General features: G+C 72.4%; 20 protein-coding genes. 2 read left to right on the top strand and 18 right to left on the bottom strand.

From position 1 onward, the window contains the following. Nucleotides 1-176: 176 nt before the first annotated feature. From cysD to ACWEV0_RS20620, 4 genes are all read right to left on the bottom strand, one after another. A complete protein-coding gene (gene cysD, locus ACWEV0_RS20635) occupies nucleotides 177-1,115 on the bottom strand; it encodes a sulfate adenylyltransferase subunit CysD (RefSeq protein WP_453150790.1) in 939 nt (312 codons plus the stop codon). Then, entirely contained in the window at nucleotides 1,112-1,672 is a 561-nt protein-coding gene (gene cysC, locus ACWEV0_RS20630) for an adenylyl-sulfate kinase (protein WP_453150789.1), read from the bottom strand. Before cysC ends, cysD begins: the two co-directional genes overlap by 4 nt. A gap of 38 nt (nucleotides 1,673-1,710) precedes the next feature. Then, nucleotides 1,711-2,961 (bottom strand): DUF1015 family protein, encoded by a 1,251-nt coding sequence (locus ACWEV0_RS20625; protein WP_453150788.1) that lies wholly within the window; start codon nucleotides 2,959-2,961, stop codon nucleotides 1,711-1,713. Nucleotides 2,962-3,026: 65 nt separating this feature from the next. Further along, on the bottom strand, nucleotides 3,027-3,194 hold the full coding sequence (locus ACWEV0_RS20620; protein WP_453150787.1) for a hypothetical protein: 168 nt from the start codon (nucleotides 3,192-3,194) through the stop codon (nucleotides 3,027-3,029). On the opposite strand from ACWEV0_RS20620, the gene ACWEV0_RS20615 reads away from it, so the two are divergent. After that, on the top strand, nucleotides 3,193-4,413 hold the full coding sequence (locus ACWEV0_RS20615) for an MFS transporter (protein WP_453150786.1): 1,221 nt from the start codon (nucleotides 3,193-3,195) through the stop codon (nucleotides 4,411-4,413). The two genes, ACWEV0_RS20620 and ACWEV0_RS20615, sit on opposite strands and share 2 nt — an antisense overlap. Here ACWEV0_RS20615 and ACWEV0_RS20610 read toward each other — a convergent pair. Then, on the bottom strand, nucleotides 4,335-4,931 hold the full coding sequence (locus tag ACWEV0_RS20610) for a flavin reductase family protein (protein WP_453150785.1): 597 nt from the start codon (nucleotides 4,929-4,931) through the stop codon (nucleotides 4,335-4,337). The genes ACWEV0_RS20615 and ACWEV0_RS20610 overlap by 79 nt on opposite strands. A 35-nt stretch (nucleotides 4,932-4,966) precedes the next feature. Here ACWEV0_RS20610 and ACWEV0_RS20605 point away from each other — a divergent pair, with 35 nt between their 5' ends. Then, a complete protein-coding gene (locus ACWEV0_RS20605) occupies nucleotides 4,967-5,542 on the top strand; it encodes a GNAT family N-acetyltransferase (RefSeq protein WP_453150784.1) in 576 nt (191 codons plus the stop codon). Nucleotides 5,543-5,562: 20 nt separating this feature from the next. Here the strand turns inward: ACWEV0_RS20605 and ACWEV0_RS20600 are convergent, their stop codons facing one another. The 13 genes from ACWEV0_RS20600 to ACWEV0_RS20540 form a co-directional block, all read right to left on the bottom strand. Continuing rightward, complete coding sequence (locus tag ACWEV0_RS20600) at nucleotides 5,563-7,140, bottom strand: amino acid adenylation domain-containing protein (RefSeq protein ID WP_453150783.1); 1,578 nt, start codon at nucleotides 7,138-7,140, stop codon at nucleotides 5,563-5,565. Between the two features lie 109 nt (nucleotides 7,141-7,249). Next, the gene (locus ACWEV0_RS20595; protein ID WP_453150782.1) at nucleotides 7,250-8,806 is read right to left on the bottom strand and encodes an amino acid adenylation domain-containing protein; all 1,557 of its coding nucleotides are present in this window, start codon (nucleotides 8,804-8,806) and stop codon (nucleotides 7,250-7,252) included. 19 nt (nucleotides 8,807-8,825) lie between these two features. Next, nucleotides 8,826-9,830: a hypothetical protein gene (locus tag ACWEV0_RS20590; RefSeq protein ID WP_453150781.1), complete on the bottom strand. Its 1,005-nt coding sequence runs from the start codon at nucleotides 9,828-9,830 to the stop codon at nucleotides 8,826-8,828. Further along, the gene (locus ACWEV0_RS20585; protein WP_453150780.1) at nucleotides 9,827-10,459 is read right to left on the bottom strand and encodes a 4'-phosphopantetheinyl transferase family protein; all 633 of its coding nucleotides are present in this window, start codon (nucleotides 10,457-10,459) and stop codon (nucleotides 9,827-9,829) included. The genes ACWEV0_RS20590 and ACWEV0_RS20585 overlap by 4 nt, the downstream gene beginning before the upstream one ends. Further along, nucleotides 10,456-11,610, bottom strand: coding sequence for an acyl-CoA dehydrogenase family protein (locus ACWEV0_RS20580; RefSeq protein ID WP_453150779.1), 1,155 nt, complete (start codon nucleotides 11,608-11,610; stop codon nucleotides 10,456-10,458). The genes ACWEV0_RS20585 and ACWEV0_RS20580 overlap by 4 nt, the downstream gene beginning before the upstream one ends. Continuing rightward, the gene (locus ACWEV0_RS20575; protein ID WP_453150778.1) at nucleotides 11,603-12,763 is read right to left on the bottom strand and encodes an acyl-CoA dehydrogenase family protein; all 1,161 of its coding nucleotides are present in this window, start codon (nucleotides 12,761-12,763) and stop codon (nucleotides 11,603-11,605) included. The genes ACWEV0_RS20580 and ACWEV0_RS20575 overlap by 8 nt, the downstream gene beginning before the upstream one ends. Beyond that, nucleotides 12,760-13,017: a phosphopantetheine-binding protein gene (locus ACWEV0_RS20570; RefSeq protein WP_453150777.1), complete on the bottom strand. Its 258-nt coding sequence runs from the start codon at nucleotides 13,015-13,017 to the stop codon at nucleotides 12,760-12,762. Before ACWEV0_RS20570 ends, ACWEV0_RS20575 begins: the two co-directional genes overlap by 4 nt. Beyond that, on the bottom strand, nucleotides 13,014-14,282 hold the full coding sequence (locus ACWEV0_RS20565; protein WP_453150776.1) for a type III PLP-dependent enzyme: 1,269 nt from the start codon (nucleotides 14,280-14,282) through the stop codon (nucleotides 13,014-13,016). The genes ACWEV0_RS20570 and ACWEV0_RS20565 overlap by 4 nt, the downstream gene beginning before the upstream one ends. Next, entirely contained in the window at nucleotides 14,275-15,774 is a 1,500-nt protein-coding gene (locus ACWEV0_RS20560) for a class I adenylate-forming enzyme family protein (protein ID WP_453150775.1), read from the bottom strand. Before ACWEV0_RS20560 ends, ACWEV0_RS20565 begins: the two co-directional genes overlap by 8 nt. Further along, nucleotides 15,771-16,958 carry an acyl carrier protein gene (locus ACWEV0_RS20555; RefSeq protein ID WP_453150774.1) on the bottom strand — a complete coding sequence of 396 codons (1,188 nt, stop codon included), beginning with the start codon at nucleotides 16,956-16,958 and terminating at the stop codon, nucleotides 15,771-15,773. Before ACWEV0_RS20555 ends, ACWEV0_RS20560 begins: the two co-directional genes overlap by 4 nt. After that, nucleotides 16,955-18,310, bottom strand: a complete 1,356-nt coding sequence (locus ACWEV0_RS20550) for a TrpB-like pyridoxal phosphate-dependent enzyme (protein ID WP_453150773.1) — start codon at nucleotides 18,308-18,310, stop codon at nucleotides 16,955-16,957. Before ACWEV0_RS20550 ends, ACWEV0_RS20555 begins: the two co-directional genes overlap by 4 nt. Beyond that, on the bottom strand, nucleotides 18,307-18,594 hold the full coding sequence (locus ACWEV0_RS20545) for an acyl carrier protein (RefSeq protein WP_403789789.1): 288 nt from the start codon (nucleotides 18,592-18,594) through the stop codon (nucleotides 18,307-18,309). Before ACWEV0_RS20545 ends, ACWEV0_RS20550 begins: the two co-directional genes overlap by 4 nt. Further along, entirely contained in the window at nucleotides 18,591-19,895 is a 1,305-nt protein-coding gene (locus ACWEV0_RS20540) for a glutamate-5-semialdehyde dehydrogenase (RefSeq protein WP_453150772.1), read from the bottom strand. Before ACWEV0_RS20540 ends, ACWEV0_RS20545 begins: the two co-directional genes overlap by 4 nt. Between the last annotated feature and the right edge of the window lie 5 nt (nucleotides 19,896-19,900).

Below are 19,900 nucleotides of genomic sequence, written 5' to 3'. Positions count from 1 at the left end.
CGGGAGGCGTGCTCGACGGCTTCCAGCTGGTCGGCGAGGACCGACTTGGAGTCGTGGAGCAGCCGGCCCACCAGGGTGGACTTGCCGTCGTCGACGGAACCTGCGGTCGCGAACCGCAGCAGCGTCGTGGTCTCCACGTCGGAGCCGTGCGTCATCTGGTCGGTGGACGTGCTCATTTAGAAGTACCCCTCGCGCTTGCGGTCTTCCATGGCGGCCTCGGACAGCTTGTCGTCGGCGCGGCTCGCGCCGCGCTCGGTGAGTCGGGACGCGGCGATCTCGGTGATGACCTGCTCGACGGTGGACGCGTCGGACTCGACGGCGCCGGTGCAGGACATGTCGCCCACGGTTCGGTAGCGGACCTGGCGGGTGACGACCGGCTCGTCGTCGCGGGGACCGCCCCAGTCGCCCGCGGTGAGCCACATGCCGGAGCGCCGGAACACGTCGCGCTTGTGGGCGAAGTAGATCTCCGGCAGCGCGATGTTCTCGCGGGCGATGTACTGCCAGACGTCCAGCTCGGTCCAGTTGGACAGCGGGAACACCCGGACGTGCTCGCCGACGGCGTGCCGGCCGTTGTAGAGCTGCCACAGCTCCGGCCGCTGACGGCGCGGGTCCCACTGCGAGAACTCGTCGCGGAGGCTGAACACCCGCTCCTTCGCGCGGGCCTTCTCCTCGTCGCGCCGCCCGCCGCCGAGGACCGCGTCGAAGCCGTGCTTCCGGATGGCCTCGGTCAGCGGGACCGTCTGCAGCGGGTTACGGGTGCCGTCCGGACGCTCCTTGAGGACGCCGCGGTCGATGTACTCCTGCACCGAGGCCACGTACAGCCGGAGCCGGTGCTCGGCCACGACCCGGTCGCGGTACTCGATGACCTCGGGGAAGTTGTGCCCGGTGTCCACGTGCATCAGGGAGAAGGGCGCCGGAGCGGGCGCGAAGGCCTTGAGCGCCAGGTGGAGCATGGTGATGGAGTCCTTGCCACCGGAGAAGAGGATCACCGGTTTCTCGAACTCGCCGGCCACCTCGCGGAGGATGTGCACGGCCTCGGACTCGAGGGCGTCCAGATGGCTGAGCGTGGCGGGGCGGTCTGCCTCCCGCGCCGGCGAGGACGTGATCGTGGTCATGCGAGCTCCCTCTCGGTGAGCAGCGTGTGCAGCGCGGCCAGGGACTCCTGCACGGTCTGCTGGTGCGAAGCGATGCGCAGGTCGGGCGCATCGGGTACCTCGTACGGGTCGTCGACACCGGTGAGCCCGGACAGCTTGCCCGCCGCCCGCTTGGCGTACAGACCCTTCACATCTCGTTCGGCGCACACCTCGACGGGTGCGGACACATGGACCTCCAGATAGGGCGTGTCCGACGCCTCGTGGCGTTTGCGGACGGCCTCGCGCTGGTCGGCGTACGGCGCGATCACCGGCACCAGGACCAACACACCGTTGCGGGCGAGGACTTCGGCGACGAGGCCGATGCGCTGCACATGGGTGTTCCGGTCCTCGCGGCTGAAGCCGAGCCCCGCGGACAGGGTGGCGCGGATCTCGTCGCCGTCGAGCACCTCCACCCGGCGTCCCCCGGCGCGCATGCGTTCGGCCATGGCGTGCGCGATGGTCGTCTTTCCCGAGCTGGGCAAGCCGGTCAGCCAGACGGTCGCGCCCGGCCAGCAGGTGCAGATGCCGTTCTCTCTCATCAGATCTCTCTTCCGTAGGTGGTCCTCGTCAGCGGTCCTCAGAGCATGCGCAGCACAAACCCGCTTCGCGGCTTGGGATCGAATGAAGTCGACTTGTAGGGAACGCGCCCGCCGGCCATGGCGATGGCCCGCACGTCGGAGAATTCTGGGGGCTTCAGGACGACCGCGGTGCCGTTCTCGCGGCGGGCCTGGCCGACGGCCTCGCGGGCACCGTGGACATACGCGATACCGGAATCCTCGGAACGGTCCCAGACCAGTTCGATGAACAAGGTGTGCAGAATCGCGGAATCAAGGTTTCGCCATTCGGGCGGAGCCGCCCCGGACATCGCCAGTTCAATTGCCAGCCGGTCGACGTCGGTCACCAGGAAATGGCGGTCGCCGTCGCTGATCAGAAAAGATATGCCGTCCGACGGGGTGCATTCAAGGAGACGCAGGGCGGACTCGAATTCCCGGGGCGTCTCCTGCACCCGGCACACGCCCTTGGCCCGCTCGACGGCTTCCGGCAGGCACAGGTCCCGCATGACGCGGTGAATGGCCCGCAGCCGCGGCGGATAGACGGCCGAGTCCACGAGCAGGGCGAGTCCGTGGTGCCATGCCTCGTCCTGTGCGTGCTCGGCTCGCAGCCGCTGGTACGCCGCGTAGCGGTGGTGGCCGTCCGCGATCAGCGCGGCCCGGTCGCGCAGGTCCCGGGCGATGGTCGCGTGCGCGGCCTTGTCGGTGATGCGCCAGAGCCGGTGCGTCCGGCCGTCCTCGGTGGTCACCCGGACCATCGGAGGGTGGCGGTCCGCCACGGCGTCGACGACCTGGCTCGCCGCGCCGCCGCCCTCGTACACGCAGAATATGGGCTCCATGTCCGCGGAGGCGGTGCGGATGAACTCCGCTCGGTCCGGGATGGAGCCGGCGAAGTGCTCCTCGTGCGGCAGTACGCCGCGGGACGGGTCGTCGCTGACTTCGAGCGCGCCGATCAGCCCGCGCTGGATCACCGTGCCGGCCTCGGTCTGCTCGTAGACGAACAGCGCCGGCTCGGTGTCCGTGGCCAGCACGCCTTCGGAGAGCCAGCGGCGCAGCGTCAGCCGCGCCCCGGCATTCCGCCCCGCTTCTGCGGATATGTCCGCGTCGGGCTGGATTATCTGCCTGACGTTGTACGGACTGACCGGCCGGCTCCCGTCTTTCGGGTACTCCTCGGGAAGCGCCGTGACACTCGCCAGATCGCCGACCACGTCCTGCACAAAGCGTGTGGCTCGAAAAGGTATCAGATCCATTCGCACCTCCTCGCGGAAAATGGACATTCTGCGACTGAATTTCGCCCCGTTGAGCGAACGGCGTCATCCGGCCTTGACATGTCAAGTAGGGCTCATGGACGATTGGCCGTCGTTCCGGCATTCATCGAAACGCGAAAGTAGGGAACGGCAGTGCCCCAGGCGCACTCGACATCGAGCTCCTCGACGAGCGAATCCGAATCCGGCGAATCAATTCCCCGGGCCGGCCGCAACGAATGGCTGCTGGTCTTCTTCACCGCCATGACGAACATGGCGGACGCCATCGCCCGGGTGGCCCTGCCGCTGCTGGCCGCGAAGATGACGCAGTCGCCCAGTCTCATCTCCGCCGTGGGTGTACTCATCACGCTCCCGTGGTTGCTGGCCGCACTGCCCGTGGGCGTTCTCGTCGACCGGGTCAGCCGGCGCACGCTCATGGTCGTCGCGGAGGCGATCCGGCTCTGCGCCATCACGTCGCTGTTCGCCTCCGTCCTGCTCGATGCCAAGTCGCTGCCGGTCGTCTACGTCGTCGCGCTGGCCATGGGCATGGCCGAGGTCCTCGCACTCACCTCCGGCGCGTCCATCGTTCCCGCGGCCGTGCCCAAGTCCCGCTGGGAACCGGCCACCGCGCGCATCACCGCCATGGAGTACCTCTGGAAGCAGTTCCTCGGCGCCCCCGTCGGAGGCTTCCTGGTGGCATCGGGCTTCGTCCTCGCCTTCGGCGTCAGCGGCCTCGTGTACGCCGTCGGCATGGTGCTGCTGACGCTGCTCGTCGGCGATTTCTCCCCCAAGCCGGCCGGCGGCGCCCAGGCCCGGCCCCGGCAGCCCATCCGCGTCGAGATCCGCGAGGGCCTCGACTTCCTCTGGAAGAACCGGCTGCTGCGCACGATGGCGCTGCTCATCGCGGTCATGGCCGGATGCTGGAGCGTCTGGCTCGCCCTCATCCCCGCGTACGCCGCCGCTCCGGGTCCGCTCGGCCTCAGCCCCCGCCAGTACGGCCTGCTGCTGACCTGCCTCGGCGTCGGCGGAATCGTCGGCACGCTGCTGGTCGGACGGGTGAACCGACTGCTCGGCCGCCGCTGGTCGATGTTCGTCGACATCATCGGTTCCTTCTTCCTCGTCGCCGCTCCGGCCCTGCTTCCCTCGGTCAAGGGGAGCGCCGTTCCCATCGCCTGCGCCGCGTTCGTCGCCGGCGTCGGCGGCACCATGTGGACGGTCAACGCCCGTGTGATCATGCAGACGTTCGTCCCTGACCACCTGCTCGGCCGGTTCAACGCCGCGTACCGGCTCATCAGTTGGGGCACCGCCCCGATCGCCGCGGCGGTCGGCGGCCTGGTGGCCCAGTTCGTCAACTACCACGTGGCCTTCGGTGTGTTCGCCGTGCTCTGCGCCCTGCTGGTCATCCCCTACCTGCGGGTGGTGACCGACAAGGCCCTGGCCGCCGTCGACACCCCGCGGTCCGACACGGCGTCGGCCGAGGGCTGATCCCCGACGCCGAACTCGCCGTTCGCGAACAGCAGCGGCGCGGCCCGGCGCATCTGGTCGAACGAGAGCACCTCGCCCACGAGGATCACGTGGTCGCCGCTGGGATGCGCCGCGTGCAGCCGGCAGTCGAAGAACGCCAGCCCCTCGGCGAGCACCGGGCATCCGGTGGCCGGCCCCGCGAACATGGTCTCGCCGCCGAACGAGGCCAGGCCGGTCGGCCGCCGCGGGTTGGCGAACCAGCCCGCCTGGTACTTCTGGTCGGCCGCGAGCACGGTGACCGCGAAGATCTCCGACTGCTCGATCGCGGTCAGCATCCGCGAGGTGTTCTGCAGACTGACCAGGACGAGCAGCGGGTCGAGCGACACCGTCGAGAACGCGTTCACCGTCACTCCGAGGGGCACGTCGTCCGTCAGACTGGTGACGACCACGACGCCCGTCGCGAAACGGCCCGCGGCGCTCCGGAAGGCCGACCGCTCGGCTGCGCTCGGACCTGAGGTCGCCTCGTTACCATGTGTCATCCCCGATTCCTTCCACAGGAGGAGTGCAGCCGGACATGCTCATCACGCGGACGAGTCCACTCACCGTCGAGAACTGGCCGGACCTGGAGGACCTCTTCGGTGAACGCGGCGCATGCGGCGGCTGCTGGTGTATGTACTGGCGTCTCACCCGCGCCGACTACGAGTCCGGTGACGCCAACCGGCGGGCGTTCCACGCGCTGGTGAAGGACGGCGAACCGACGGGGCTGCTCGCCTACACCGACGGCGGGGCGAACGGCGGCGAGCGCGCGATCGGCTGGTGCGCCGTCTCGCCCCGGTCGGCGTTCGCCCGACTGCGGACGGCCACGGTGGGCCGCGGCGGCGCCGACGAGCCGGGACGCTGGTCGGTGCCCTGCTTCTACGTCCGTGCCGGCTACCGCCGCCAGGGCAGCGCGGACGCCCTGCTCGCCGCGGCCTGCGACTACGCGAGCGCGGGCGGCGCCGAGGTGATCGAGGGCTATCCGACGACCAGCCCGAAGGCGGCGGCCTCCGACCTGTACGTCGGCACCCAGGGCCTGTTCGAGCGACAGGGCTTCACCGTGGCGCGCCGGCCCACCGCCAACCGCCTGGTCATGGAACGCCGTTGCGCCTGAGGTCGCCGACGCGGCCGGGCTCATAGGTCCCTCCGGAGCTCGGCCGCCAGCTGCCGGCGGTCGGTCTTGCCGTTGGCGTTCACCGGCAGCACCGCGCGCCGGTGGTACCGCTCGGGCACCATGTACGGCGGCAGCCTCGTGGCGACCAGGTCGGTGAACTCCTCGTCCGGGACCGCCTCACCCGTGTAGACCGCGTGCAGCGCGGGCCCGCCCGGGCCCTGCACGGCGAGGACCACCACGTCCTGCACCTCGGGCCGGGCCCGCAGCACATGCTCGATCTCACCGGTCTCGATCCGGTAGCCGCGGATCTTCACCTGGTCGTCGAGACGGCCCAGATAGACGAACTGCCCCTCCTCGACGCGCACCCGGTCACCGGTGCGGTACCAGCTGCCCGGCGTCACCGCGTCGGCGTCGAGGACGCTCGACCGGTCACCGTCGTACGCCACGAACCGGCCCACGTTCTGCCGCGGATCGAGATACCCGTCGAACCGCTGGTGCCCGCGCAGGCACAGCTCGCCCTCGTCGGCGGCGCGACCGGAGTCGTCGAGGACGACACCGTCGAGCAGGTCGTGCACCGTGCCGATCGGGACGGTGCCGTTCGGCGTCCGCGGCCAGCGCGCCCGATCCGCCGGCAGCCGGTACGCGGTGCACGAGATGGTCACCTCCGTGGGCCCGTACAGGTTCTCGATGACGCTGTGCGGCGCCGCCTCGGCCCATGCCGCGGCCTGTTCGAGGGTCAGCGGTTCGCCGCCGAAGAGGGTGTGCCGCAGGGTCGGCAGGCTGCCGGCCGAGAGACCGCGCAGCCGCCGGGCGATCGAGATCACCGACGGCACCGAGAACCAGTGCGTGATGCCCTTGGCCGAGATGAACCGCGTCGGCATCATCAGCTCGCGCGACTGCGGGACGACCAGGGTGGCGCCCGAGCACCAGGCGACGAACATGTCGAACACCGACGGGTCGAAGGTCAGGTCGAAGGACTGGGACAGGCGACTGCCCGGGCCCGCCTCGTACCGCTCGATCCACCAGGGGACGTACCGGGCCAGCTGACGGTGCCGGATCGGCACGCCCTTGGGCCGGCCGGTGGACCCGGAGGTGAACAGGACGTACGCGACGTCGTCCGCGGCGCCCTCCGGGGGACCGGACCAGCGCGGTCCCGCCGCCACCTCGTCCCGGGTCGTCGCGTCCAGGAGGACCACGGCCGGACCGCCGTCGAGGCCCTCGCCGGACCGGTCGGTCACGACGGCGTCGACGTCGGACCGGTCGGTCACGACGGCGTCCACGCCCGCGGCCTGGCACACGTACGCGTTCCGCTCGGCCGGGAACGCCGGGTTCAGCGGCACCACCGTGGCCGCCAGGCGCAGCGCCGCCAGATAGCCGGCGTACGCGGCGGGCGTCCGGGCCGCCAGGATCCCCACGGCCCGGGGCGGCCGGCCGGTCACCGACACCAGTCGGTGCGCGAGCCGCTCGGCGAGGTCGAGCAGCTCCCCGTAGGTGAGCGACTCGCCGCCGACCTCGAGGGCGGTCAGCCGCGAGTGACGCAGGGCGCTGTCCCGGAACCACGTGAACAGCGTTCCGTCCGGATCTGTGTGCTGGTCCACACCGGGCCTTTCGTGGAGCGGGTGGTGGGCGGTCGGTCGGTCGGGTCGGGGGAAGCGGGGCCGGTCCGGAGGAGAACGGTCCTCCGGACCGGCCGGCGAACGGCGTGCGTCAGCCGGTCAGTTCGGCGGCGAGCAGCTTGCGGTCGACCTTGCCCACCATCGACAGCGGAATCGACTGCCGGTGGTGGTAGGAGCGCGGACGCATGTAGACCGGGAGCTCCTCGGCGAGACGCGCGAAGTCCTTCGCCGACACCTCGTCGCCCGTGTAGAAGGCGTGCAGGTCGATCTGCTCGTCCGCCGCCGTCACGGCCACCACGACGATCTCCGCGATGTCGGGGTGCTTGCGCAGCACCGACTCGATCTCGCCCAGCTCGGTGCGGTAGCCGTGGATCTTGACCTGGTCGTCGATGCGGCCCAGGTGCACGAGCTCGCCGTGCTCGATGCGGACCCGGTCGCCCGTGCAGTACCAGTGCTTGTCGTGCAGCGGCTCGGAGCCGTCGTACGACCGGCCCTGCACGCCGTCGAAGTCCACGAACCGGCCCACGTTGTGCCCCGGGTCCAGATAGCCGGGGCAGCGCTGCGGACCGCGCACGCACAGCTCGCCGTCGTCCGTGCTCCGCAGCTCCTCGTCGAGCAGGACCCACTCCATGTGCGGGTAGATCTCGCCGATCGGGATCGTGCGGTTGGACGTGGGCGTGCGCGCCTCCTTGTCCCGGGGCACCGGGTTTCCGGTGATGATGACCGTGAGCTCGGTCGGGCCGTAGCAGTTGTGGATCGTGGCGTTCGGCGCGGCCGTCAGCCAGGCGTCGGCCTGCTCGGCGGTGAGCGGCTCGCCACCGAAGTTGCAGTACTGGAGCGTCGGCATGCTGTTCGGCGCGAGGGCGCGCAGCCGCTTGGCGAAGGAGATGATCGACGGCACCGAGAGCCAGTGCGTCAGCCGCTTCTCGTTCACGAAGCGCACGGGCGCGAACACGTCGCTGTGCTGCGGGATGCAGAGCGTGGCGCCGGAGCCCCAGGCGCCGAAGATCTCGATGATGGAGCCGTCGAAGGAGACCTCGAAGGTCTGCGACACCCGGCAGCCGTGGGCGAAGTGGAAGCGCGGGATGGCGTCCTCGAGGAAGGACGAGATGTTGCGGTGCGTCGTCGGGACGCCCTTCGGGCGGCCGGTCGAACCCGAGGTGAAGACGATGTACGCGTAGTCGCTGCTCGGCCGGGAAATCTCGGCGACCAGCTCGTCGTCGCCGCCCTGCGTGACGAGGTTCTTGCGGTCGTCGCCGGTCATGTCGACCACGTCGACGCCGGCCTTCTGCGCGTACTCGTCGAGCTGCTCGCTCGCGGTCTCGTCGGCGACGGTGATCTCCAGGCCGGAGTCCTTGGTGATGGCAAGGTTGCGGGCCACGGGAGAACGCGGGTTCAGCGGCACCACCGCGGCGCCCAGGCGCTGGATCGCGAGGTAGCCGACATAGGTGGTCAGGCTGCGGCTGGCCAGCAGGCCCACGCGCTCGGGCCGCCGGCCGAGCTGCCGCTCGATCAGCGCGGCCATGCGCTCGGACGCCTTCAGGAGTTGGTCGTAGGTCAGCGCGTGGCTGCCGACCTCCAGCGCCATGGAGTCTCCGTGGCGCTGCGCCGAGGCGAGGAACCAGTCGTAGAGGGACCGATCGATCACGGGTGGTTTCCTTTCCTTGTCACACCGGGAGCGCGGCGCGACGGGATTCGATGTCGAGAAGGCGCTCGAAAGTGCTGTGGATCAGGGAGGCGCGCGGCCGGCCCCGGCGTGCGGAGTCGACGGCGAAGCGCACGGCCTTGGGCAGCGCCTCCCACGCGCCGACGGCCTCTTCGCACCGGTGGAGTTCCTCCGCCGAGGCGTCGCCGCGCAGGGCCGGCCGCCGGTAACGGAACACGTGGTGCTGGGTCGCGGCCCAGAGGTCCTCCAGGTGGCGGCCCGCGTCGGCCTCCTGCCGGGTGAGCAGGTCGGCCAGGAAGGGCAGTGCGGAGACGCTGTCGGTGAGCCACTCGCCGGGCAGCGGCGCGGTGGATCCCGGCCCGGGCCGCTCGGACTCCGGCCCGGGCCCCGCCTCCCGCGCGAGCCACTGCCTGGCGGACGGCCCGGACCCGGGCGGGGCCTCAGGCTCCGGTACGGGGAAGCCGAAGGCGAGCGTGTTGCGGCGGTGCTGCGCGGGAGACCAGCCCGCGGGCAGGGTCATCATCGCGAGCAGCTCGGCGGTGGTCACCGTACCGGCGTACGGGCGCTGTTCGCCCGCGGGCAGCAGGCCGGCGAAGGCGTCGTACACCTGCCACCGCCCCCCGCCCCCGCCGCCGGTCACCAGGAGCCAGTGCGGCGCCGACGGGCCCTGTCCGAACACCGGGGACCAGGGCAGCCGCGCGCTGTCCGTGACGACCAGGACGCGCCCGTGCCGCCCGGCCTCCGCGGCCAGTTCCGCGGCGGCGGACTCCTCGTCGCCGGCGGCCCGGTAGCGCAGCCGGCTGCCGTCCGGGAGCTCGTCCAGCGGGGTGGCGTGGTGGGAGAAGGACAGCTCGCCGCCGGGAAGGTCGGTGCGCACCGCGAGCCGTACGGACCGGGCGAAGTGCTCCTCGGTCCGCGGGAACTCGCGGTGGAGGTACCCCGCCAGGTTCGCCGTGTAGCAGCTCAGACCTTCGAACAGCCGCAGCCACTCGGGTATGTCCGTCACGCTTCCTCCCTTCGGTAGGCACAACTCACCGGAGGCCCCTGGCCCTTGCGCAGGGACCGCCACCGGTACGACCGCCAGGCGCCGTGCTGCCGGCCGAGGTCGACGCGGATCGTCCAGGGGCGGCCGGGCAGGCCGTCCCCGGACGCCTTGACGCACGCCTCCTGCACGGTCCAGATGCGGGCGAACTCCCACTCCCGGTCCGGCGCGGGCAGGACGGACAGGCCGGCCGCCGTCGCCTCGGTGCAGCAGCGGCGGAGCATCCCCGGGCTGACCGCCCGCGGTTCCTGCACGTCCACGCCCACCGCGTGCCCGTCGCCGACGACCGCGGCCGCCCAGTCGCCGTCGTGCGACAGGTTGATGCCGAGGTCCGGCCGGTCGGGCAGATACGGCTTCCCGCCGCCGCGGACGGCGATCGGCGCCCGCGCCGCGCCGGCGCCGGCCGTGTCCGCGAGCGCCAGCCGCAGCAGCGTGCGGGCGCCGAGCGACTGCCGGGCCCGCCACGGCGGCAGCCCGGCGATCGCGGACCGGTCCGCCGCGGTGCAGCGCCGCGCATGCGGCAGCAGCGCGTCGATACGGGCCACGGCCAGCGTGACGCCGTCCGCGACGGGGATCAGATCCGGCCGTCTCACCGGGTCGCCTTGAGGACGTCCGTGGCGTGGTCGGCGACTCCGGCGAGCATGGCTCCCGTCGCGCCGCCGGCGATGCTCCACGCCGCCGCCTCGGTGTGCAGATGGGCGATGCCGTCGTCGGCGAAGGCCGCGGCGCCCTGGAGCTGGACGCACTCGCCGACCACGTACTGCAGGCTCTCGGCCACGGCCGCCTTGGCGATCATGCCGTCCAGCGCCGTGGGCCGCTCGTCCGGTCCGCCCTGGATCGTCGCGCACAGCGCGTCCATCCGGCGCAGCTCCACCAGGCACTTCGCGAAGCGCGCGCGGACGGCGTCGTTGTCCCAGGCGGTCCGGCCGTGCAGCGGATGCCCGGCCAGCCGTTCACGGGTCCGGTCGAGCACCCGCCGGCAGATCGCCCGCGCCCACAGCGCGGACGCCAGGCGTTCCGTGCCGATGTGCCGGGCGAAGCTCGGCAGGGCCCGGCCGGGCCGGCCGACGACATGCTCGCGGCCGACGGTGACCCCGTCGAAGCGCAGGTCTCCGACGCCGGAGCCGAGGAACAGCCGGGTGGTCGTCGGTTCCACGGTGACGCCCGGCGCGTCGGTCGGGACGAGCACCCAGACGAAGCTGGTGAAGTGCCGGGCCGGCCGGTGCCGGGCCAGGACCAGGGCGTGGCCGGCGGTGGTCGCGTTGGTGATCCACCGCTTGCCGCCGTTCAGCACCACCTGGTCCTCGCCCAGTTCGGCGACGGTCGTGGCCTCCATCAGGTCGGAGCCGCCCGCGCCCGAATCGGTCGTGGCGAGGGCCAGTTGCGCCTCCCCGTCCAGCGTCGACTCGTACACCGACCGCACGAGGTCGCTGCCGAGACCCTCGGCCATGATCGGCAGGGCGGTGGCGAGCTGGACGCAGGCCGACAGGACCGTGCCGGTCGGATGGCGCGCGTCCAGTTCGGTCAGCAGCACCTCCAGGGCCAGCGGGTCGGCCGTCCCGCCCGGAGCCGTACCGGACGGGCCGAGCGCGCGGAGCACGCCGGCCCGGCCCAGCTCCCGCCAGACGGTGGCGGTTTCACCGGACGCGGCGACCCGGTCGAGCGCCGAGGCGATCGACGTGCGCAGGCCGGTCCTGTCGGTGGCGGTGCTGCCCGTGCTGCCGGTGGCGGCGGCCTCAGACAAGGCGCACCTCCGCGTCGAGCAGCGACAGCGAACCGTTGGCGCGGTAGAGCCGGTCGTTGCTGTAGTTCAGCGAGGCGCTGCGCAGGTCGCGGAAGGTGCGCTCCAGGAACAGCGGCGAGTTGCGCAGATAGCCGTGCTGGATGCCGACCAGTTCCACGAGCTCGTCGACCGCGCCGAAACACCGCTCCGCCGCCTCGGTCTTCAGGGTGTTGAGCAGCAGCTGCACCGGCGCCTGCGACATGTCCTCGGTCCGGTCCAGGACGTCGAGGGTGTGGCGCAGCAGGCTGTGCACCGTGTCCAGGCCGCCGCGGACCTGGGCGAGCCGGCGCAGCAGCAGGTCGGACCGGGTGTCGAACCGCTTCCGGCCCTGCGGGCTGCGCACATGGCGGATCACCCGGGACAGGGCGCCCGCCGAGGCGCCGAGCCAGCACGCGGCCCAGCCCAGATGGGCGTACGGACCGAACAGGGCCGTGACCATCGACCTGAAGTCCCCGGACGGACCCACCAGTTGGTGCTCGGGCACCGCGCCCGTCAGCCGCATGGGCACGCTGGACGTGGCCCGCATGCCGAGCGGCTGCCAGTCGCCCCGTACCTCCACCTGGAGCTGGTCGCGGTGCGCGTAGACCAGGGACACCTGGTTGGGGGAGGTCGCGCCGGGGGCGAGCGCGGTGATCAGGAAGGCGTCGGCGTGGATGCCGCCGGTGACGATCGGCGCGTTGCGGTCGATGTGCACCAGGCCGTCGCCCGCCTCGGTGGTGGACTCGGCGGCCAGCAGGCTGCCGCCGGTGCCGGCCTCGGTGGTCACCGACGCCAGGTACGACTCGCCCCTGGCGATCGCCGGGAGGAGCTCCGCGCGCAGCTCGGGCGAGGCGTAGCGGACCAGGGTGGCGACCTGCTGGCAGTGCATCGCGAAGATCACCCCGACCGACAGGTCCTCACGGGCGAGCCGCAGGGCCACGTCGACCATGGTGGCCGCGGTGCCGCCGAGCCCGCCGTACTCGGTCGGTACGAGCAGACCGAGCAGGCGGTGGGTGCGCAGGGCGTCGAGCGCGGCGACCGGGAAGCCGGCGTTCTCGTCGGACTCGGCCGCCTCCTTCGCCACCACGTCCAGCACGTCGGACAGATGGAGCGGCTCCTCGCTCAGTAGGGTCATGACCGAGCGGCTCCGTCGGCGGCGCCGTCCAGGTCCGAGATCGCCTGCCACAGGTTGCCCGCCGTCGCGAACGTGGTCTCGGTGAGCAGCTCGTCGGGCAGCTGGACACCGAAGGTGTCCTCGATGGCGAAGAGCAGCTCGATCTCCTGCATCGAGTCGAGACCGAGCTCGCGCAGCCTGGACTCGGCGGTGAGCTCCTGCTCGCCCGCGTACTTCAGGAACGGGCGGAGCATTCCCTCGAACTCCGGGTTCATATCCGGGTCACTTCCTTCCGGTCGGTCGGTCGGTTGGCGGGCTGCCGCTGCAGCGTGAGGCGGGACTCCTCGACGATCCGGCCGCCGTCGACGACGACCTCGACGGGAGCCGGGTGCCCGAGGAAGGCGAGCAGGCTCGCGCTGAGTCCGTAGGCGCCGACGTTCGGCACCCGCACGACGTCGCCGGGCCGGACCTCGGCCACCTCGGCGGCGCGCGCCCAGGTGTCGAGCGGGGTGCACAGCGGTCCGGTGACCATGGCGTCGGCGAGCGGCAGCGTCGCGCCGGGCTCGCCGTGCAGCACGGCGGGCGCGATCTGCGGCAGCCGGCGCAGGCCGGACATGCCGCCGAGGTGGTTGATGCCGGATTCCAGGACCAGCACCCGCCGTCCGTGCGAGCGCTTGACGTCCAGGACCCGGGTGAAGAGCGTGCCGCAGGTCGAGACGAGGTGGCGGCCGGACTCGAAGGCCACCGTCGGGCGGCCCTCGCGCCACCCGGGGAAGGTGCCGTCGAGCAGCTCGCCGAGCCGCCCGGCCAGGGTGGGGTACGAGGGCAGCTCGCCCTCGCGGGCGTACGGGGCGGCGAACCCGCCGCCCAGGTCGAGGAGTTCGACGTCGATGCCGAGCACGTCGGCGAGCTTGCGGGCGGTGGCGGCCGACTGGGTGAACTGCGCCATGAGCGCGTCCTCGTCGGGGACGTTCGTGCCCATGTAGAGGTGGAAGCCGACGAGCCTGGCCGCCGGCCGGGAGCCGAAACGTTCCGGTTCGGCGAGGATCCAGTCCGCGTCCGCGCCGAACGGCGAGGCCACCCCGGTCATGGTGAGGCCCTGTCCGGGCGCGGGCGTGGAGTCGTTGACCCGCAGCACGGCGCGCACCGGCGTGTCCAGGCGGCGGGCCGTCTCGTCGAGCTGGTCCAGGCCGTGCGGCGAGTCCACCGAGAACTCGGTGACGCCCGCCTTGATCGCGTCCTCGATCGCGCCGTCCTGCTTGCCGGGGCCGGTGTAGAGCAGCCGCCCGGCCGGCACGCCGGCGTCGAGTGCGGCCCGGAGCTCGCCGGGGGAGCAGACCTCGGCCCGGCAGCCCGCGGTGTGCAGCGCGGAGACGATCGCCGGATGCGGGTTCGCCTTGAGCGAGTAGTACACCTCGCTGGGCTCCGGCAGGGCCTGGCGCAGCTGCGCGTGGCAGCGCCGGACCTCGTCCAGGTCGTAGCGGTAGGCCGGGGTCTCCATGGCCCCTGCCGCCCCCTCGGCCCTGACGTCGTCAGACATGTGACTCCTCGAGGAGGCGGGCGAGTGCGGCCCGGTCGATCTTCCGGCTGGCGTTGTACGGGAGTTCGGCGACGACGACGCACTTCTGGGGGACCTTGAAGTCCTCCAGCTCCGTGCGCAGTCCGGTCAGGACGTCGTGCGCCTTGAGCTCGGTCACCGCGAAGAGCACGGCTCCGTCGCGCCCCTCGGCCGGGGGCAGCACGGCGGCGGCCTCGATCTCGGGCAGGCGGTGGGCCGCGGCCTCGACCTCGGTGACGCTCACCCGGAAGCCGCGTTCCTTGTAGAGGTCGTCGCGACGGCCGCTGAAGTACAGATAGCCGTCCTCGTCGAGCCGGCCGTAGTCGCCGGTGTGCAGCTGCGGCAGCAGGCCCTCGACCCGGGGGAAGCGCTGGGCGGTGACCTCGGGACGGCGCCAGTAGCCCGCCATCACGTGCGGCCCGCGGACCACGATCTCGCCGTCCTTGCCGGCGGGCAGCCGCTGACCGGTCTCGTCCACGACGAAGATCTCCGTGCCGGGCAGGGCCCGGCCGCTGGCGCCGGGGCGCTCCAGGTCGCCGTCCGGCGGCATGATCGCGGCGCGCTTGCACTCCGTCAGGCCGTACATCAGCTGGATCCTGAGGCCCGGGATCTTCGCCCGGAGCGTGTTCGGGATGTCCTCGGGCATCGCCGCGCCCGTGTTCGTGATCAGCCGGATCCGCGGGACCTGGGCCTGCGGGCGGCGCAGCAGCCGGGCCAGCGTGCCGGCGAGCGAGGGCACGGCGGGCAGCACGGTCGCGCCGGTGGCGTTCAGGTGCCGGAGCAGCGTCGTGCCGGCCTCCGCCGCGGACGCCAGATGCAGCCGGGCGCCGGCGAGCGTGGTGAGGAACAGCTGGTAGAGGCCGTAGTCGAAGGACGGCGGCAGTGGTACGAAGACCACGTCGTCCGCGCGGTAGCCCAGGACCTGCTGGATGGCGCGGGCGGCGAAGACCACCTGGCCGTGCGTGGAGACGATGGCCTTGGGCCGGCCGGTGCTGCCCGAGGTGTAGATGAGGCAGACCGGGTCCACGCTGAGCGGGCTCTCCGCCGCCTGGAACTCCGGGCCGGCCGTGGCCGCGGCGGTGCGGACGTCGGCGAGGACGGCGGTCTTGATGCCGCGCTCCTCGGCGAGCCGCCGACTGCCGGCGTCCTCGCTGATCAGCAGGGTGGGCTCGGCGTCGTCGAGGAGGTGTTCCATCAGGCCCGCCGGGGCCCCCTCCGCGGTGACGACGAACATCGCGCCGAGCCGCGAGCAGCCGTAGACCAGGGCCGGGCCGTGGACGTCCGCCGGGAGGCAGATCAGCACACGGTCGCCGCGCCGCACGCCGCGGTCCGCGAGCCAGGCCGCGACCCGGCGGCTGGCGGTGCGCAGCCAGTCGTACGTCATCACGGTGTCGCCGCAGCTCACGGCGGGGGAGTCGGGGTGCTCCAGGGCGGTGGTGTCGAGCAGTTCATGCAGCAGGGTGGTTGCGGTCACGATGCCTCCTCCACGGCGGCCGGGGCCGCGAACAGCCGGCACAGCGTGTCGACGGTGTCGAAGCTGTCCTCGCGCAGTGCCTCGGGGTCGAGCGTCACGCCGAGGCGGCTCTCGACCCGCTCGATCACGTCGACGAGCCGGAACGAGTTGAACTGGGGCAGGTCGCGCAGCGGAGCGGTGGACGGCAGGCCCGCGACGTCGGAGCCGAGGACGGCGCACAGCTCCTCGACCACGACGCTCCGCGGATCCGACGGGGCCTCCCCGACGGTGAGCCGGCGGGCCAGCTCCACGTCCTCGCGCAGCAGCCGGTCCAGCTGGTCGATCACCGACGCCGGTACGGCCCCGCCGCGCCGCGCCCGGCGCGCGGCCACGTAGGTGTGCGCGGCGTAGCGCCGCCACGCCTGTGCCTGCTCCTCGGCCGCGTCCGCGTCGACGCCCGGGACCGTCCCGAGCCAGGCCGCGTGCAGGGTACGGGCCCTGCCGAGCACCCACACGTCCAGGACGAGGGCGTCGAGCGCGTCGGGGTCGCCGACGGCCTCGCGCATGGCCGTCACGTACGCGTCGACGCGCGGCCCGGCCGCGGACATCGCGGCGGCGTTGGCGGCCAGGACCGCCGTGGCGTCGAGCGCCGGCGGGGGAGTGGCATCCAGCGCCAGGGCGGTGCACTTCGTGGCGAGTACGGCGTCGAGGTCGGCGGCCGGCAGCCGCCAGACGCCGGGCCGGGCACTGCCCCACGGGGTGTCGTTGTGGTAGGCGTCGATCACGGTGAGCGTGTCGGCGTCAGCGCTGCCGTCGGGGCCGCTCGCCGTGAGCAGGAAGCTGTGCTCCATGTGCTCGTGGCCGGCGTACGGCACCCACGGCATCGTGTACGCGTCGCCGACGACGTACAGGACGGCGTGGTCGCGCAGCAGTTCGCGCAGCAGCGGACCGTCCGCCCTGTCCCAGCGCGCGGTCACGCGCAGGCCGAGGAGCTCCTCGGCCTCGGCCAGCCGCTGTTCCGGGCCGGCCGGTGTGGTCTCGAAGTCGACCGGCGCGCCCAGCGCGAGGTGGGCGCCGCCGCCGTGGGCGCGGTCGGCGAGCACGGCGAGGTTGGCCTGCAGACAGTCGAGCGCGTCGGCCCGCACGGTCGTCAGCGCCGGCGACCACTCCGCGGACGGCGCCTCGACGAGGGAGTCACCGGTCATCGGGGCTTCACCTCGAGGAGTTCGTCCGGGACCCGGCGCAACCCGGCGGTGGCGCGGCGCAGTTGTTCCTCGTCGTGGCCGCCGTCCTCGATCGTGCCGTCGAGCAGCTGCCCGTAGGCGGCGAGGTCGAGCAGACCGTGGCCGCTCACCACCACGAGCACGCCACGGCCCGGTGCCCGCTGCTCGTCGCGTCCGGTGACCACGTCGAGCGCGGCGGCGAGCGCGTGCCCCGATTCGGGGGCCGGCAGGATCATCTCGGTGAGCGCGAACTGCCGGTTCGCCTCCAGCGCGGCCCGCTGGCCCACCGCCACGGCGGCCACCTGGTCACGGTGGCGCATCGCGGAGATCACCTTGGCGGCGCCGTGGAAGCGCAGCCCGGCGGAGTGCGCGGGCGGGATCGCGTAGCTGCTGCCGATGGTGTACATCGCCTCCATCGGACCGGTGCCGGTGGCGTCGGTGACGTCGTAGGCGAACACGCCCCGGCTCAGCTTCGGGGTGGCACTGGACTCGGCCGCGAGCAGGGTCGGCACCGGTGTGCCCTCGTCGGTGTGCCGGCTGAAGAACGGCAGCGCGATGCCGCCGAAGTTGGAGCCCGCGCCGACACAGCCGACGACGGTGTCGACCTCGGCGCCCTCCTCCTGCAGCTGGTCGATGGCCTCCAGGCCGATGACCGACTGGTGCAGGATGCTGTAGGTCTCGCCGCTGCCGATGCAGAAGGCGCGCTTGGTGCCGTCCTGCTCGCCCTCCTTCGCGTACTCGACCGCCTCGCCGATGGCCAGGGCCAGGGCGTTGGTCGACCCGGTGTCGCCGCGCCGGCCGAGCTCGGTGACCTGGCTGGGGCTGGCGTGCAGCTCGGCGCCGAGCAGGCGCATCAGCGTCCCGCGGTACGGCTTGTCGTGCAGGCTGCGGCCGACCATGAACACCGTGCACTTCAGGCCGAACGCGGCGCACGCGGCGGCCATCGCGGTGCCCCACTGGCCCGCGCCGGTGCCGGTGACCAGCTCCTCGACGCCGGCCCGCTTGTAGTAGTACGCCTGTGCCAGCGCGGTGTTGAACTTGTGGCTGCCGGAGAGGTTCCCGCCCTCGTACTTGACGTAGATCGGGGCCTTCGCGCCGACGGCCTGCTCCAGGCGACGGGCGCGCCACAGTGGGGTGGGGCGGAACTTGCGGTAGTGGTCGGCCACCTCGTCGGGGATGTCCCACCACTCGCGGCCGGAGATGCTCTGCCGGACCAGTTCGAGCGGGAGGTGGGCGGTGACCGGGCCGTTCGCCGCCGGCGGGGTCACGTCCGGCGGCAGCTGGTAGCCGAGGTGCGGCAGCACGCTGCGCCAGCGGGTCGGGGTCTTCGTCACTGGTTCATCTCCGTTGCGCGCTCGATGACGGCGACGAGGTCGGCGACCGTGTGGAAGGTGTGACCGACGAAGAGGTCGTCCGGAAGGGTCACGTCGAGTTCGTCCTCCAGCCGGATGAGCATGCCGAGGAAGCCCAGCGAATTGACCTTCAGGAGCTCTCCGTTGAGCGGCTCGTCGTCGGCGAGGGCGTCCGGCCCGACGGACAGCCGGGCCTCCGCGATCAGGATCTCCTTGACGACCCGGTTGATCTCGGCTCGGGTCGCCGCGTCCGTTGCCTCGGTCACGCCTCCTCCTCTCCGGCGCCGCGCAGCGTGCCGTTGCCCTCGACGACCCAGCTGTAGGTCATCAGGGCGGCCAGGTTCACCGGGCCGCGGACGTGCAGGCGGGCCGTGCTGATGGACAGTTCGGGGCCCAGGCGCATGGTCGGGCCGTCGTGCAGGCGCAGCGAGCCGTTCACCACGAGGGCGGCGGCGTCCACGGTGCGCAGGAAGCGGTCGACGACCTCGCCGTCGGCGGCGACCACACCCTCGGTGTGCCGCGAGCCGTACCGCTGGATGTGCGCGACCGCCTCGTCCAGGCCGTCGACGGCGCGGACGCCCAGGGTGCGGTCCAGGAACTCCCGGCCGTTGTCCGTCTCGGACAGCGTTTCGACCGTCACCGGCACGCCGGCACCGCCGTCGGACCCGCCGTCGGCCGGGGCCGCGTCGACGAGCTCGGGGCCGAGCCGCAGGGCGTACGCGTGGCTGCTCTCACCGCCGAGGGCGACGAGACGCCGTACCAGGTCGCCCGCGACATCGGAGTGGGCGAGCACCATCTCCAGGGTGTTGCACGCGGTGGGCTCGGCCAGCTTGCTGTCGAGCACGACACGGGCGGCGAGATCGACGTCGGCGCTGCTGTCCACGTACAGGTGGTTGACCCCGCCACCGCTCGCGATCACCGGGATGGTGGAGGTGCTCTGGCAGTAGTCGACCAGCGCGGCGCTGCCGCGCGGCAGCAGGGCGTCGATCGCGTCGGGCCGCTTGAGCAGCTCGCGCACGAGCTTGCGGTCCGGGTCGGTGATGATCTGGACCATGTCCGTCGGCAGGCCCGCGGCACCGAGGGCGTCCGCGACCACGGCGCGCAGCGCGCCGGCCGTGTGCGCGATCTCCGAACCACCCCTGAGCAGGGCGCAGTTGCCGGCGGCCACCGGCAGCAGGGCGCCCTCGACGGTGACCGTCGGCCGGGCCTCGTAGATCATCAGGATCAGACCGAGCGGCTTGGGGATGCGGCGCACCGCCATGGCGCCGCTCGCGGTGTGCGCCTCGGAGACCGAGGTGACCTCGGGCAGCTCCGCGGCCACCCGCTCGGTGAGCCCCACCAGGTAGTCGAGCTGCGGGGTGCCCATCGTGAGCCGGTCGATCAGCGTCTCGGACAGTCCGCGTGCCCGGGCCGCCGCGATGTCCTCGGCGTTGGCCGCGAGCACCGCGTCCCAGTGGGTGCGCAGGGAGGTGGCGAGTTCCTTGCAGTACGACAGATAGTTGGCCTCGCCGGGCGGCGGGGCTGCGAGCCGGGCCGCCTTGGCGGCGGAGAGCATCTCATCGAGCATGGGTC

It is taken from the genome of Streptomyces sp. NPDC003943 (genome assembly GCF_053605265.1).
This window is presented reverse-complemented; position numbering and strand designations above follow the sequence as displayed.

Bases quoted from the DNA above. Each gene is read 5' to 3' on its own strand.
- cysD (WP_453150790.1), bottom strand. From the start codon at position 1,115: ATGACCACGATCACGTCCTCGCCGGCGCGGGAGGCAGACCGCCCCGCC.
- cysC (WP_453150789.1), bottom strand. From the start codon at position 1,672: ATGAGAGAGAACGGCATCTGCACCTGCTGGCCGGGCGCGACCGTCTGG.
- ACWEV0_RS20625 (WP_453150788.1), bottom strand. From the start codon at position 2,961: ATGTCCATTTTCCGCGAGGAGGTGCGAATGGATCTGATACCTTTTCGA.
- ACWEV0_RS20615 (WP_453150786.1), top strand. From the start codon at position 3,193: ATGACGAACATGGCGGACGCCATCGCCCGGGTGGCCCTGCCGCTGCTG.
- ACWEV0_RS20620 (WP_453150787.1), bottom strand. From the start codon at position 3,194: ATGGCGGTGAAGAAGACCAGCAGCCATTCGTTGCGGCCGGCCCGGGGA.
- ACWEV0_RS20610 (WP_453150785.1), bottom strand. From the start codon at position 4,931: ATGACACATGGTAACGAGGCGACCTCAGGTCCGAGCGCAGCCGAGCGG.
- ACWEV0_RS20605 (WP_453150784.1), top strand. From the start codon at position 4,967: ATGCTCATCACGCGGACGAGTCCACTCACCGTCGAGAACTGGCCGGAC.
- ACWEV0_RS20575 (WP_453150778.1), bottom strand. From the start codon at position 12,763: ATGACCCTACTGAGCGAGGAGCCGCTCCATCTGTCCGACGTGCTGGAC.
- ACWEV0_RS20570 (WP_453150777.1), bottom strand. From the start codon at position 13,017: ATGAACCCGGAGTTCGAGGGAATGCTCCGCCCGTTCCTGAAGTACGCG.
- ACWEV0_RS20565 (WP_453150776.1), bottom strand. From the start codon at position 14,282: ATGTCTGACGACGTCAGGGCCGAGGGGGCGGCAGGGGCCATGGAGACC.
- ACWEV0_RS20555 (WP_453150774.1), bottom strand. From the start codon at position 16,958: ATGACCGGTGACTCCCTCGTCGAGGCGCCGTCCGCGGAGTGGTCGCCG.
- ACWEV0_RS20540 (WP_453150772.1), bottom strand. From the start codon at position 19,895: ATGCTCGATGAGATGCTCTCCGCCGCCAAGGCGGCCCGGCTCGCAGCC.